This is a genomic window from Corallococcus sp. AB018, assembly GCF_003986945.1.
In the GTDB taxonomy this organism is placed as follows: Bacteria; Myxococcota; Myxococcia; order Myxococcales; family Myxococcaceae; genus Corallococcus; species Corallococcus exiguus.
On sequence record NZ_RAWR01000055.1, the window covers coordinates 17225 to 31249 of the forward strand.

At 69.6% G+C, this 14025-nt stretch carries 14 protein-coding genes; 7 read left to right on the forward strand and 7 right to left on the reverse strand.

The genetic code is table 11. The features are described 5' to 3' along the window. Nucleotides 1-618 precede the first annotated feature (618 nt). On the forward strand, nt 619-1095 hold the full coding sequence (locus D7Y11_RS44265) for a hypothetical protein (protein WP_233607284.1): 477 nt from the start codon (nt 619-621) through the stop codon (nt 1093-1095). A gap of 9 nt (nt 1096-1104) precedes the next feature. Here the strand turns inward: D7Y11_RS44265 and D7Y11_RS13930 are convergent, their stop codons facing one another. Together D7Y11_RS13930 and D7Y11_RS13935 are read right to left on the reverse strand one after the other, a co-directional pair. Beyond that, nucleotides 1105-1476 carry a hypothetical protein gene (locus D7Y11_RS13930; RefSeq protein WP_233597175.1) on the reverse strand — a complete coding sequence of 124 codons (372 nt, stop codon included), beginning with the start codon at nt 1474-1476 and terminating at the stop codon, nt 1105-1107. Nucleotides 1477-1552: 76 nt separating this feature from the next. Then, nucleotides 1553-2959: a serine hydrolase gene (locus D7Y11_RS13935; RefSeq protein WP_126933936.1), complete on the reverse strand. Its 1407-nt coding sequence runs from the start codon at nt 2957-2959 to the stop codon at nt 1553-1555. A 102-nt stretch (nt 2960-3061) separates the two neighbouring features. Here D7Y11_RS13935 and D7Y11_RS13940 point away from each other — a divergent pair, with 102 nt between their 5' ends. The 4 genes from D7Y11_RS13940 to D7Y11_RS13955 all read left to right on the forward strand — a co-directional run bounded on the left by D7Y11_RS13940 (nt 3062) and on the right by D7Y11_RS13955 (nt 8714). Then, on the forward strand, nt 3062-4282 hold the full coding sequence (locus D7Y11_RS13940) for an ATP-binding protein (RefSeq protein WP_233607285.1): 1221 nt from the start codon (nt 3062-3064) through the stop codon (nt 4280-4282). Next, complete coding sequence (locus tag D7Y11_RS13945) at nt 4279-5634, forward strand: sigma-54 dependent transcriptional regulator (RefSeq protein WP_120578423.1); 1356 nt, start codon at nt 4279-4281, stop codon at nt 5632-5634. Before D7Y11_RS13940 ends, D7Y11_RS13945 begins: the two co-directional genes overlap by 4 nt. Before the next feature lie 119 nt (nt 5635-5753). Further along, on the forward strand, nt 5754-8117 hold the full coding sequence (locus tag D7Y11_RS13950) for a hypothetical protein (protein ID WP_126933937.1): 2364 nt from the start codon (nt 5754-5756) through the stop codon (nt 8115-8117). A gap of 3 nt (nt 8118-8120) precedes the next feature. Beyond that, nucleotides 8121-8714, forward strand: a complete 594-nt coding sequence (locus D7Y11_RS13955; RefSeq protein WP_126933938.1) for a hypothetical protein — start codon at nt 8121-8123, stop codon at nt 8712-8714. Nucleotides 8715-8724: 10 nt separating this feature from the next. Here D7Y11_RS13955 and D7Y11_RS13960 read toward each other — a convergent pair whose 3' ends face one another. The 3 genes from D7Y11_RS13960 to D7Y11_RS13970 form a co-directional block, all read right to left on the reverse strand. Next, nucleotides 8725-9672, reverse strand: coding sequence for a methyltransferase (locus D7Y11_RS13960; protein ID WP_233604984.1), 948 nt, complete (start codon nt 9670-9672; stop codon nt 8725-8727). A gap of 101 nt (nt 9673-9773) precedes the next feature. Continuing rightward, a complete protein-coding gene (locus D7Y11_RS13965; RefSeq protein ID WP_120578426.1) occupies nt 9774-10397 on the reverse strand; it encodes a CoA pyrophosphatase in 624 nt (207 codons plus the stop codon). Nucleotides 10398-10411: 14 nt separating this feature from the next. Further along, nucleotides 10412-11305 carry an undecaprenyl-diphosphate phosphatase gene (locus D7Y11_RS13970; protein ID WP_120578427.1) on the reverse strand — a complete coding sequence of 298 codons (894 nt, stop codon included), beginning with the start codon at nt 11303-11305 and terminating at the stop codon, nt 10412-10414. Between the two features lie 139 nt (nt 11306-11444). Here D7Y11_RS13970 and D7Y11_RS13975 point away from each other — a divergent pair, with 139 nt between their 5' ends. Then, complete coding sequence (locus tag D7Y11_RS13975; protein WP_120579882.1) at nt 11445-11918, forward strand: YchJ family protein; 474 nt, start codon at nt 11445-11447, stop codon at nt 11916-11918. 194 nt (nt 11919-12112) lie between these two features. On the opposite strand, the gene D7Y11_RS13980 is transcribed toward D7Y11_RS13975, so the two are convergent. Then, complete coding sequence (locus D7Y11_RS13980) at nt 12113-12520, reverse strand: type II secretion system protein GspG (protein ID WP_120579881.1); 408 nt, start codon at nt 12518-12520, stop codon at nt 12113-12115. A gap of 107 nt (nt 12521-12627) precedes the next feature. Then, entirely contained in the window at nt 12628-13029 is a 402-nt protein-coding gene (locus D7Y11_RS13985; protein WP_121753263.1) for a type II secretion system protein GspG, read from the reverse strand. A gap of 225 nt (nt 13030-13254) precedes the next feature. Here D7Y11_RS13985 and D7Y11_RS43820 point away from each other — a divergent pair, with 225 nt between their 5' ends. Then, a complete protein-coding gene (locus D7Y11_RS43820) occupies nt 13255-14025 on the forward strand; it encodes a di-heme oxidoredictase family protein (protein ID WP_233607286.1) in 771 nt (256 codons plus the stop codon).

The following is a 14025-nucleotide window of genomic DNA, read 5'->3' on the forward strand; positions in this document are numbered from 1 at the left end:
AGATGACCTGGTGATTCCAACGCTCCAGGCTTTGCTCGAGCTTCCAGGGGCAGTTGACGCATGTGACTCGAACACAGGGCGCCCACGTCCGGAGGCATCGGAGTACTGCGTCGCCCTCTACCGGACGCCTTCGGACTGGCGCGTTTCCTGGCCCGTGCGCAACACATTGAAGTCGAGCGGGTCCTGCATGCCTCCCTTTGGAGGTGTCGACGACGCGGACCTCGGCAGGAACCTTCCGGTCTTTGGCTACGCGCACAACCATCCATGCGCCTCCGACCTGAGCAATCAGGACCTGCGCACCTGGCCCATGGCGAAGTCGGAAGGTGCATGGGTGATGGTTGCCTATGGCACGACGCCGGATGGACGGCTCGCGCGCGACGAGCAGGGACAGGTGATTCCAGCCTGGGGTTGGCTTGCCACCGGGCATCGTGATGCGCCCCGGTTCTACAGATGGAACCAGAAAGGCGATGTCTTCCGGTGGGATGTCGAGAGGAAACGTTGGGACTTCCAGGCACGCTGCGAGCCCAGTCCCCCCAGCATGCTCCGGCCTGAAGGCATTCCCCCCAACTGCTCAGCGGCACTCAACCCTTAGAGGCCTATGAGCTATCCAGGTGCAACATGTTGAAGGCTCCGCACTCCATGTTGATTGCATCGTTGCTGCTGGAGACAGGACTCCTTGGGACGCCTCTCTGCAACAGGCGGCCTGATCCAGGTCCGGTGGCGGCGCAAGCGCAGGAGGCACCTCCAGACGCGGGAACATCCACGACCGGATCTGAAGCAACGCTCCCCTGGCCCAAGCAAGACCTGACACCACTCGCCACCCTGGAAGGGCCCGCCATCCAGGCTGCCCATGCAGCCCTGGAAGAAGCGCTGAAGCGATTTCCGAAGGAGTCCGCGGGTCAGTGCGCCTTTTCCGCCAAGGCACTGGAAGTCGTCATCGGTCAGGAGGCGGGCTGGTACTTCGCTCGCGTCAATCGCCGCGTGGACAGGTGCCCCGGCTTCGGTCCAGGTGTCACGGGCCTCGAAACGGACTGGTTCGAGCTGTACGCGATCTCTCCAGACGGAGACATCACGCGATATCCCTACCAGCCCTGATTCACACATTCAGGGCATGGACGGATACCGCGCCAACACCTTTCCCTCGGGTGAGACGGCGTACAGTTCGAACACGTCGAACCCGAGCACGGTACCGGGTGCCCATCCGCACTTATCGGGCCGTGGCTTGATGCGGACGAAGTACAGCCCTCGCTCCTCGCCCACGATGACCTCCATCCCCTTCGCCGAGAAGGCACAGCTCTTGGCGTACTCCTTGGGGTACCGGGAGAGGACCCGCTGCAACGCGGCGTGCGCGGCCAGGACCGCGGGGCCGTCCAGGGTCGCCAGGGGCTGAAGGTTGTTAGGCCACTGGATGCCTTTTTCGACAGTAGGCGGGCGTGTCGCTCCTCCGTCCTGAAGGAGCGAGACGCAGAGGAGCAAGTGATGCGGCTTCAGCACTGGAACCTCCATCACGCCTCGGCGAGACGCGCTGTCCCTCCGAGCCTACCCCACCGCTTCAGTTCGCCTGGAGGGTGAGCAAGGTCACCCGATTGTCAGGGCTCAGCCCCACGCGGTACCGCCACGTCGCGGCGCCGAACTGCACCAGGTACGTGTAGATGCGGTCGTCGCCTCGCGTCTCACGGTTCGCCAGCACCAGCGGCCCCGCGGCCCCAAGCCCCTGCAACACGGACCGGAAGTACGGACCTGCCTCCTCGAAGTACCTGGCCGGCACGTAGGCGAACATCGACGGCTCCCAGGCGCCCTGGCGCGTCTTCTCCAGCAGCTCCGTGAGCCTCGCCGTCACCTCCGGCTCCGTGTCCGGAATGGGCTTGAGCGGCGGCACGGCGAGCGCCGGATTCACGATGGCCGCGATGCCCTCCACGAGCAGCGCCGGGTTCGACTTGTCCAGGTTCGCCAGCACCACGATGGACAGCTCATCCCCCAGGAAGCGTGAATAGGCCGTCCGGAATCCCTGCCACGATCCCGTGTGCCTGTGCAGCGGCTGACCGTTGCGCTCCAGCACCTCCCAGCCGAAGCCGTACGGCTGGCTGGCACCGCTGTTCAGCTTCACTGGCGACAACACCTCCCGCCAGCTGTCCTGCGTCAGGAGGGCCCGCTTCGCCACCGCCTCCTCCCAGGCCAGCAGGTCCTTCAGCGAGAAGTAGAGCGCGCCGTCCCCCGTCGTATTCAACGACTGCGACACCCACTGCTGGTTCTTCACCACGCCACCCACCAGCTCGTAGCCCGCCGCGCGGTTCGGGATGACGTCCGCCTCACTGATGCCTCGCGCTGTCTTCATGCCCGCGGGCTTGAAGACCTGGCGCCCCAGTACCTCCTGATACGTCATGCCCGCGACGCGATTCACCAGGAGGCCCAGCAGCACGTAGCCGGAGTTGCTGTAGTTCCACCGCAGCCCCGCCGGGAACTCCAGCGGCAGCTTGTAGATGAACTCCGCGAACTCCTGCTCCGTGTAGTCCTTGCGCTCGTCGAGCAGTCCCTCCAGGTCCTTGATGCCAGACGTGTGCGTCAGCAGGTGGCGCACCGTGATGGGCTTCCACGTCGCGGGCGCATCCGGGAAGTACTTCGTCACGCTGTCGGACAACGACACGCGCCCCGCCTCCACCTGGAGCATCAGCGCCGTCGCGGTGAACATCTTCCCCACCGACCCCGACTGGAAGAGCGTGTCCGTCCCCACCGGGACCTGGTGCTCCAGGTTCGCGAAGCCGTACCCCTTCGCCAGCACCACCCGGCCGTGGCTCACCACCCCCACCGCGAGCCCCGGCACGCCCATCCGCTTCTGCTCCGCGCGCACGAACGCGTCGATGCGCTCGCGGAGCGAGTCACGGGCCTGAGCGGAACGGGCCACCAGCAGACCCATCAGGAAGACGACAGCCAACGTGAGCGGCTTCAGGGAATGGCGCATGGGGATTTCCGACATCCGGCCCTGCATGGGCCGGTCGTGGCATCCCATCATGAGTCCCCAACCGCGCGAACGATGCACGCCCCGCGATATGAACAGCTCGCCATGAGCCGTGCGCCATCCGTGGGCCCTCCCCCGCCTCCGTTCCGCTTCCGCCGACGCCTGCTGGCGGTGATGCTGCTCGCAGGCCTCATCCCATTGGCGTTGCTGGGTGCTCTCGCCCAGGGCGTACTGGAGCGCGTGCTCTCCATCTCCATCGCGCCCGTGGAGGCCGTGCTCGACAACGTCTCCGATGAGCTGAGCCGCCGGGGACTGCCTCCCGATGCGCTCGACGAGGCGCGGCTGAACCTGGCGCAGGCGGAGCTGGCGCGGCGGGCCCTGGTGCGCCGCGTGCCCGTGTTCATCGCCGGGGTGGGCGCTATCGCCGCCGTCGTGCTGGCCGTATCCGCGGTGCTCCTGGGCCGAGTCCTCACGCGCCCCATGGCCACGCTCCTGGAAGGCATGCGGGCCTACTCCCGCGGAGACCTGTCGGTCCGCCTGCCCGTCCCAGAGCCTGCTCGTGACGAACTCCAGTTCCTCCTGGGCCAGTTCAACCGCATGGGCCAGGAGCTGCTGGACCAGCGCGAACACCTCAAGGCCGCCGAGCAGATCGCCGCGTGGCAGGACGTGGCGCGGGCGCTCGCCCACGAGCTGAAGAACCCCCTGACCGCAATGAGGCTGTCGCTCGCGCGTCTGTCTCCGCAGGATGCCGGCACCCTGTCAGACCCGACGCGCCTCGCCGATGCGGTGGCGCTCCTCCAGGAGGAGGTGGACCTGCTCATGCGCATGACCCAGAGCTTCTCCACCTTCGCGCGCCTGCCGGCCCCCCGCTTCCAGGACGTCGCGCTGCGTCCACTGCTCGCGGAGGTGTGCGCGCTGTACGCGGGCACTTCGCCGGTGCCCGTGGTGCTGGACCCCGGTGAGGAGGTGTCGCTGCGCGCGGACCCCGACGGACTGCGCCGCCTCTTCGGCAACCTGGTGAAGAACGCCACCGAGGCCTCCCCACCCAACGCCCCTCCCGTCCACGTTGCGCTACACGAAGCGGCGGACGGCCGCGTGCACGTCACCGTGAGCGATGGCGGCAGCGGTGTCCCGGGCGTTCTGGAGGGCCCTGTCCTCACCCGAGGACTGTTCAGCACCAAGCCCGGCGGCAGCGGGCTGGGCCTGCCCATCGCGCAGAAGATCGCCCACGAGCACGGCGGCACCTTGAGATTGGAGCCGGGCGCCCGGGGTGGCACCCGGGCCCAGGTGGTGCTGCCTTCCGACGCCTCCCAGGTGGCCGCATGAAGACCGGAGCCCGCATCCTCATCGTCGACGACGACCCCGGCGTCCTGAGGGCCGTGCGTGGATTGCTCCAAGACGGAGGCTTCACCCCCGTGGAGGCCCGCTCCACGGCGGAGGCCGCGCGTTTGCTCGAAGCGCCGGACGCGCCTCCCGCGCTGATGCTGCTGGACCTGCGCATGCCGGGCGAGACGGGGCTGGAGCTGCTGGCACGTCTGCCCAAGCCACTGCCCGTGCCGGTGGTGGTCCTGTCCGGCGAAGCCTCTCCTTCCGAAGCAGTGCAGGCCCTGAAGCTGGGGGCCACGGACTTCGTGGAGAAGCCTCCGTCCCCCGAGCGGCTCCTCACGGCGCTGCACAACGCGCTGGCCCTGGGCGCCCTGCGCGAGGAGCGCGAACGCTTGCTGGACGCGCTGGCACAGCCGGGGAACCTGGTGGGCGAAAGCCCGGCCATGGAGTCCCTGCGCCAGCTCATCGCGCGCGTGGGTCCCAGCGACACGGCCGTGCTGATCACCGGCGAGACAGGGACCGGCAAGGAGCGCGTGGCGCAGGCGCTGCACAAGGCCTCCGGGCGCAAAGGCCGGCTGGTGGCGGTCAACTGCGCGGCCATTCCTTCGACGCTGCTGGAGAGCGAGCTGTTCGGCCACGAGCGAGGCGCCTTCTCCGGCGCGGTGGCGCGCCGCGCGGGCCGCTTCGAACAGGCGCAAGGCGGCACGCTGTTCCTCGACGAACTGGGGGACATGCCGCTGGAGCTCCAGGCCAAGCTGCTGCGAGTCCTGGAAACACGTCAGGTGGAACGGCTGGGAGGCACGCTGCCGGTGGCGGTGGACGTGCGCATCCTCGCGGCCACGCACCAGGACCTGGGCCGCGCGGTGAAAGAGGGCCGCTTCCGGCAGGACCTCTTCTTCCGCCTCAACGTGCTGCCCCTGCACCTGCCACCGCTGCGCGAACGCTCCGAGGACCTGCTGCCCCTCGCGCGCGTCTTCGCCGCCGAACTCGCGGGTCCCAAGACGCCGCTCGTGCTCGCGCCAGGAGCGGAGGCCGCGCTTCGTGCCTACCCGTGGCCCGGCAACGTGCGTGAGCTGCGCAACGTCATCGAACGGCTGAACCTGCTCCGGGGTGATGGTCCGCTGGAGCTGGGGCCAGACGCGGTGTCGGCTCCCACGGGCACCGCGCCCGCGCCGCGCACGACGTTGGGGGACAAGAGCTACCGCGAGCACGTGGAGGACTTCGAGCGGGACCTCATCCGCGCCGCGCTCCGCGAGGGCGAAAGCATCGCCGGGGCCGCGCGCATCCTCCAGGTGGACCGAGGCAACCTCTACCGGCGCATCAAGGCCCTGGGCCTGCCCGTCTCTTCGTGAGCCGCGCGATGTCACGGCCACAACCGCCCGACACATCAGGATGTGTCCATGACATCCGCCCGGCTGCTCGCCCTCCGTCGTTCCGGGCACTTGCGGTGAGGCCGCACCTGGAACGGAGCATGCTCCTGCCGCCTTCCATGAACCGTCTCGCACTGGCGCTCTGCTTCGTCTCGCTCGCGGCCCTGGGCCAACCCTCACCGGATGCCGGTACCTCCGACGCGTCCGTGGCCCTCTCCCCATCCACCGCACCACCAGAGGGCGAAGCCGCCTCGGAGGACTGGAGCTACCCGACGTGCCCGGAGGGCTTCGACAAGGATGACGACGACCTCTCGGACTCCACGGTCCTCGGAGCCCTGCAGGTCGAGGTCGACGGCCGGGGACTCACGCCCGCGGGCCTGGAGTTTCGCGGCCTCCAGCGGCTCACGGATCCGCAGGTCCGCAAGCTCGTGGGTGCGCCTCCCGCGGAAGACTCGCGGCCCCTGACGGCCACGCAGGTGCAGTCCCTGCTGCATCGCCTGGCACGCACCGGCCTCTTCGCCCGCGTGGAGCCCCGCGTTCGCGTCAGTGATCAGGGCCCGGCCCTGCTCGAAGTGACCTTGCAGGAGAACCCCACGCTCACGTCGGTGGAGTTCGAAGGCCTCCAGGACCTCCGGCCCGACGAACTGTGGGGAGCGCTGTTCGAACTGTCCTCCCCTGCCTCCGACGAGGACGATGCCGAGGACGAGGTCACCACGCTGCGCGTCCACAAGCGCCACGGGACCCTGCGGGTCGTCAGCCCCTGCCCCGCGCCGCGACCGCCCCGTCCGTGGCTGGCTCGACGAGAGGAGGGCGCGTTCCGCCCCGGCATCATGCTGGGAGGCCTGGACGCCGCGCTCGACCGGGTCCTCAAGACCCTTCGCGAGGACGACGGTTACCTGCTCGCGACGGTGTCCGCCACGCTGTCCCCCGAAGGCCGGCTGGTCGTGACGGTGGATGAAGGCCAGCTGGAGTCCGTGGAGGTGCGCGGCGTGGACGACGCGATGGCCACGCGCGTACGTGATGCACTGGGCCTGGAGCCCGGCGACGTCTTCCTCCGGAGTGATGCCCGCCGTGCCATGGAGCGCATGGAGTCGCGGCTGTTCTTCCTGCGAGCGGTGGACAGCGAGGACCTCCAGGACGAACGCACGACCGTGCGCATCGTCGAGGAGCGCGAGGCTGACGGCACGCGGCTCTACCGCACGAAGGAGGAGTCCCGTCGCAAGTCGCGGCGCCATGAGCGCGTGGAGTTCGAGGTGGGCTGGAGCCGGATGTTCGGAGACGTCGACGCTGGGAGCGACGGCCTCACGCTGGAGGGGAAGAAGCTGATCGTCCACGTGCGCCCGCGTCCTCCGGACCTGGACGTGGACCTGTTGCCCGTGCACACGCAGGTGACGGGCTTCGCCCCGGGACTCTCGGCGAGCCTGCGCATCTTCGACTCGCGGGACCGCGTGCACACGACGCTGGAGGGAGCCTTCTTCATCCCCCTGCGGCTGGGCGGGCAGCGCATCCCGGGCGATCCGGAAGGCACCAGCAATCAGCGCCACGTCAACCTGCTGGGCGGAGCCAAGGTGCAGCTGCCCGCGCTGGGCATCGAGGAGCTCGGCGCGCAGGTGCACGACTTCATCGACACGCTGGACCGCTGGCGGCTGGGGGACTTCGACTCGTACTTCTACTCGTTCCTCATCAACCGGCCGGACCGGGACTACTTCCGCCGTCAGGGCTTCACGGCCTTCGCCACCTGGCGCTGGGCGGAGTCGTGGCTCGCGGGCGTGGAGGTGCGCGGTGACACGATGAGTTCGCTCCAGTCCTTCACGCCGCCGCTCAGCCTCTTCCGGAGCGACGACCCGCCGTTCCCGAACGCGCCAGTGAACGAGGGCCGGTTCCGTTCAGCGGTGGTGCGGTTGGAGTACAGCGGCACGGCGGAGCGTGGCACTCGCGTGGGATCCCTCTTCCGCACGCCGGAGACGTCCCTCTTCGAGCGCCACAAGAACTGGAAGCGAGAGCCCGCGCTGCGCGGCTTCGTGACGCTGGAGGTGGGTGAAGGCCCGGGCGCGGGCGGCGCGGATGCGCGCTTCTGGAAGCTGGTGGGCGACGTCGCCATGGACGTGCCCATGAACTGGCACACGGGCCTGAACCTGCGCCTGCGAGCCGCGATGGGCCACGACCTGCCGCTCCAGAAGCAGGAGGCGCTGGGAGGCTGGACCGCGCTGCGAGGCTTCGGCTTCAAGGAGTTCCGAGGCGGCGACAGCTCGGTGCTCGCGAGCGCCGAGTGCCGCTGGCACGGCCTGGGCATCTTCGCGGACCTGGGCGCGGTGCATGCCGCGAACGCGTGGTCGGGTGCGCAGCTCGGCCTGGGTGGCAGCTTCCACTTCAGCGACGCCGTGCGCTTCGAGGCCGCCTGGCGCATCGACGAAAAGGCCCAGCTCACGCCCGAAGCGCGCCTGCTGTTCAACCGGACCTTCTGAGCCATGGGAAGGCACGCAACAGAGAGCAGGCATGGCGCGGCGCTCGTCGTCGCGGCAGGCCTGCTCGCGTCCGGAGCGCACGCGGAAGAGGCGTCCGCGGCCTGCACCGCGACGCTCTCCGGAAAGCGCGTGATGGTCCGGCCGGAGGCACGCGCCTTCATCTCCCCGGAGCTGGACCGGCTGGTGCGGCTGGGACTCGCGGGAAAGCTGGAGGTGGAGCTGACACTCTGGCGGCGCCGCTCCTTCTGGTTCGACGCGCACCTGGACAGCGCACGAGTCACCCAGGTGCTCGCGTTCACCCGCGAGGGTTACGTGCTGGACGGGCGCGAGCTGACGGGAGGCGTGGGCACGCTGGAGCTGGAGCGCGTGGCCTGGACACTGGACTCAAGGCCCGGAGCGGACGAGCACTTCGTCGTGCAGGTCGAGGTGCGGCTCCAGGTCGTGACGGCCACGAGCCTGGGCCGCATGGCGCGGTGGCTCACCCAGGGTGAGGCCTCGTCCTCCGGCGCGCCAGTCCTGGGGAGCCTGCTGCGCTCCGTGGCGGAAGACCTCGCGAGACAGGCCACCGGTCGCTGCGACGTGAGCCGTCAGCCCTGACGCGGGGCACTCAACCCCGCCGCGCCACCAGCGCCACCAGCGCGATGCGCTCCACGCCCGCGTATGGCGCCTTCTCCATCTCCTCGCCGAACACGTCCGGATCCAGCTCCTCGTAGCGAACCTCCGCGAGCGGCGCGGCTCGCCACACCGGCTCCAGCGCGGTGCGCAGCAAATCCTCGCCGTCCACCACCGGCGCGCCCGTGTAGAGCACCAGCGTGCCGCCCGGCTCCAGGCGCTCCACGCCTTCACGCACGATGCGCACGGACAACTCCGTGCCATGCGTGCCGCCACCATCCCGGTACGTGCGCTTGTCCGTATCCGCCAGGTACGGCGGGTTCGCCATGATCAGATCGAACCGGCCGGACACGTCTCGCAGCAGGTCCGAGTGCACCGCCTGGGCTCCCTGCGCGCCATTCAGCCTCGCGTTCACCCGCGAGAACTCCAGCGCCAACGGGTTCAGGTCCGCGAGCACCACCTCCGCGCTCCGCCCCGCCACCGACAGGCCTCCGGCTCCGGAGCCACACCCCAGGTCCACCACTCGCCGGAAGCTGCCTGGCACCCGCTGGAGCAACGCGCAGAACCGGTAGGTGTCCGGTCCGAAGAACACCGCGTCCTGCTCCGACGTGGGCCACGCGGAATGGACATACAGCCCCGCCCCCAGGCTGGAGAACCGCACCCGGCTCCGGTGCGTCCCGTCCTTGCAGTCCACCAGCGCGCCCGCCTCCTCCAGCAGCGCCACCATCCGAGGCTCCAGCACGCCCGGCCCGAAGGGACGGCTCCACCCGAACACGTCCCGGACTGAATGGGCCTGCTTCGCCCCCGGCCGCGCATTCACCCGCCGGTGCGTCTCCGGAGTCACCGTGGTGAAGACGTACCCCCTGGCGCGCAGGACCTCTCCCAGCGCCACCAGCGCGGCCTCCCTCACCTCCATGCCCCCGGCCCCATTGCCACCGTCCACGTCCCGCCCTTTCAAAGGGTTTCCCCCTGAACGTGGGACCGGCCCTCCAGGGCGACAAGGCACCTTCCGCCAGGGCCGCCCGCCAGCACGGACTTCGCGGTTCAGCGGTCAGCAGGCGAGGGAGCGTCCAGCAGGTCGTGGATGCCCGGCACCTCCACCACGAACTGCAGGAAGTTGCGCAGGATGCGCCCCGTGGCGCCCCAGATGACGTGCTCGCCGTGCGTGTAGAAGTGCACGTCGTGCTCCATCCCCTCCCACGTGTGTCGCTCCACCCGGAGGATGGAGGGGTCCAGCAGGCGCACCAGCGGCACCTCCAGCACCAGGTCCACCTCCGCCGGGTTGGGCACGTACTTCCCGTCCCCCGGGATGACGCCCACGTAGGGACGGATGCGGTACGCGGACGTGGTGGGCGTCTCGTCCAGCAGACCCAGCACGCGCACGTGGGTGCGCGCGACGCCCAGCTCCTCGTCCGTCTCGCGCAGCGCGGTCTCCAGCGGCGTGACGTCCCGCGCCTCCTGGCCCCCGCCCGGGAACGCGTACTGCCCCGCGTGCGTGCGCAGGGTGGCGGGCCTCCGCGTGAAGACCACGTGCGGCACGCCGTCCCGCTCGAAGAGGGGCACCAGCACCGCGGCCTCTCGCAGCGCCCGCCCCTTCCACTCGAACGTCCGCGCCGGCCTCGCCGTCAGCCGCGTCTCCAGCGCATCGAACAGGGCCTGCACACGCACGACCTCCCCCTTCCTCAGTCCGTGATCTGCTTCTCCACCGGCGGCTTCGTCGGCGCATCCGGCGTCGCCAGGTTCTCCACGCCAGACATTGGCTTGAGGATGTTCGCCTGCAACAGCCCCAGCAACAGCACGCCCAGCGCGATGCGGTACACCACGAACACCAAGGTGGTGCGCCGCTTCAGGAAGCTCAACAGCCACGCGATGGCCGCCATGCCCGACAGGAAGGCCACCAGCGTCCCCACCACCAGGGCCACCGTCGACGGACGCTGCGTGGCCTCCAGCAGGTGCTTCAATTCGAAGATGCCCGCCAGCGTCGTCGCCGGGATGGACAACAGGAACGAGTAGCGCGCCGCGTCCTCGCGCTTGAGCCCCAGCGACAGGCCGCCCGTGAGCGTCGTGCCGGACCGGGACGACCCCGGCACCAGCGCCAGCGCCTGCCACAGGCCGATGATGATGCCGTCCTTCCACGTCATGTCCGCCACGGTGCGCTGGTGTGACGCGCGCTTCTCCACGACGAACAGCACGATGGCCAGCACGATGAGGCTGCCCGCGATGACGTAGAGCGAACGGAACTGCGTCTCGATGACCTTCTTGAACGCGAGCCCGCAGATGCCGATGGGCAGCGTGCCCACGCCCACGAACCACGCGAGCCGCGCCTCCATCGTGCCGAACGGGTCCCGCCTCACCAGCCCCACGACGAACGCCTTCACCAGCGCGACGATGTCCTTGCGGAAGTAGATGAGCACCGCGGCCACCGTGCCCAGCTGGATGATGGCCGAGTACGCCGCACCCGGATCCGGCCAGCCGAACAGCTCCGGCGCGATGCGCAGGTGCGCGGTGGAGCTGATGGGCAGGAACTCCGTGAGACCCTGGACCAGACCCAGGACGATGGCTTCAAGCAGGCTCATAGGGGACGTGGCCGCCAGGGATATGCCCTGCCCCCCTGCCCCGCAAGCGCGAAGGTTCCCCACACCACGGCCCAGGTCCGCCACCCGACCGTCCAGCCTGGGAAGCCGGGAGGGGAACCCAGGTAGGCTTGGCCCCGCCATGCCCCCCGTCCCCCTGTGTCCCTGCTCCTCCGGCCAGCGCTACAAGCAGTGCTGCGCCCCCTTCCACAAAGGCGAGGCGGAAGCCCCGGACGCCGAGCGCCTGATGCGCAGCCGCTACAGCGCCTTCGCCTGGCGCGAGGCCGCCTACCTGTGGAAGACGCTCCACCCCGACCACCCGATGCGGGCCCGTCCAGAAGCGGACGTCGTGCGCGAGCTGCGCGCCTTCGCCCAGGCCCACCAGTACCCGGGGCTGGCGGTGTTGGGCCACCAGCCTCCGGACACCACGGGGCTCGCCCGCGTCCTCTTCTTCGCCAAGGTGTTCGAGAAGGGGAAGGACCAGTCCTTCGTGGAGCGCTCTGACTTCCGCCACGACGGCACCGGCTGGCGCTACCTGGACGGCGTCCTCAAGCTGCCCCGCGAGCTGAAGGTCCCGCCCGAGTCCCTCACGCTGGAAACCTTCCCCGCGGCATGAAGGCGCGGCCGCGAAAATCCCCCGTCAGGATTTTCGCGGCATTTGCGTCCCTGGGAGTGCTGCCCGGCCGGAGAGGCCCTACACGCTCTGGTACGGCTCCCCTCACAGGGAGCTTGCGGTTCGAATCCGCCTTGGCCTGAAACGCCACCCAATCGTGGCTTCTCCACTCGGGCAGCACCCTTTTCCTCCCTCCGTCACCCTCGGGACCGCGCGTCCCGGTCGAGTGACGAGAGGTCCCGGTCATCGCCGTCACCGCCCGGTGCGCCATCCGCGCCCAGTGACACGATGGCCGGCACGCCCCTGTCCAGCGTGTACACGTAGTCATTGCCCCACGGGTCGCGCGGCAGCTCCGGGAGGATGCTCTCCTCCACCAGCACGCGCAGCCCGGAGGTGGTGTCCGGCAGCCGGCCCTTCTTCATCGCGTACAGCTGGAGTCCCTGCCCCAGCGAACCGAAGTCCAGGCCCACGCGCTGCTGCTTCGCCTGGCCGAACTGACTCATCACCGACACGCCCACCGCGGCGGCGATGAGGCCCAGGATGGTGATGACGACCATGATTTCAATCAGCGTCATGCCGCGCTGACGTCGCTTCTTCCTGTCCATGTCTGTCTTTCTGACACGCCGACCGGCACGGGCCGGGGTCAACGTGTCCCTCACGGAAGGCCCCTCTGCCTTCCGGGATGACTGCCATTGCAACCCGTGGGCCCACTTCACTCCGCCAGGAGGGCGCGAGAGGAGTGGTCCGCGTCCGGGCCTTCGCCGTCCGGGATGCCGTCACGGCCATAGGACAGGATGACCGGCGTGCCCGCCTCCACGCGGTACACATAGTCATGGCCCCAGGGGTCCACGGGGATGCGCTCCAGGAGGCGTTCCTCCACGAGCGCGGAGAGCCCCACGGATGGCGGCGGCACGTGTCCCGCCCGCTCCGCGTACCGAGTCACCGCCTTCAGCAGGTGCCGCATGTCCAGGGCCACCATCCGCAGCTGCGCCCCTCGCTCCAGGTTCATCATGGACAGCGCCAGCACGGCGTAGCCGATGAGGACCAGCGCCACGAAGACAAGCAACCAGCTGTAGGTCTTGAGCCAGGGACGGAGGCCGATTCGAGAGGGCATGTCTGTCTTTCTGGCGCGAACGTCATGTGCGACGCGCCACCGTGTCGTGTCACCGCGCGCACCGGGCGCGGCCTCACGGCGCCACCGTGCAATCGCCGCACCCACCCCACCCCCTTGCGCGCGAGGCGCATGCCGCGATACACGCCGCCTCGAATCGACTTTGCGAATCAATCTCAAATCAGCCAGCCGAAACGGTAATCCGTGAACGGCCAGCGAGGCGGGTCCATGCGGGGACACAAAGCGATGTGGAGTGCGTGGGTGGCGGCGCTGCTGCTGCTCGGAGCGTGCGGTGACGACGACCCGACGCCCCAGCCCTCGGGCAACACGGATGCGGGTGTGACCGTGGACGCGGGCACGGATGCCGGCACGCAGACGGACGCGGGCCCGCAGGCCGCGGCGCCCACGGTGTCCTTCACCTCGCCCACGGAGGGCGCCCAGGTGGAGGCGTTCCCGGTGCAGGTGCAGGCGGTGGTTCGCGCCGAGGGCGGGCTCGCGACGCTGACGGTCACGCCCAACAGCGGAACCGCCACGAATGTCCCCGTCACGCAGGGCCAGACGGAGCAGTCGGTGACGGTGCCCGTGGAGCCGGTGGCGGGCGGGAACACCGTCGTCCTGCGCGCGGTGGACGCGGCGGGCCAGGCCACGGAAGCGACGCTGCACTTCACCTACGTCGCGCCCACCGTCGACACGCAGGCCCCGACGCTGGCGCTCACCAGCCCCACCGAGGGCCAGGACCTCACCGTGTACCAGGTGAGCGTCACGGGCCGGGCCACGGACAACGTCGCGGTCACGGGCCTCACGTGGCAGTTCAACGGCGGCGCGGAGGAGTCCGCCACCGTGAACGGACACACGCGCCTGCTGCACGAGGGCCGCGCGCGCTCCGTGCTGGAGGCCATCCTCTGGCACGGCGGCGAAGCCCAGGCCTCGCGCGAAACCGTGCAGCGCATGTCCCCGAAGGAGCGCGCCGCGCTGCTCACATTCCTGGACTCGCTCTGA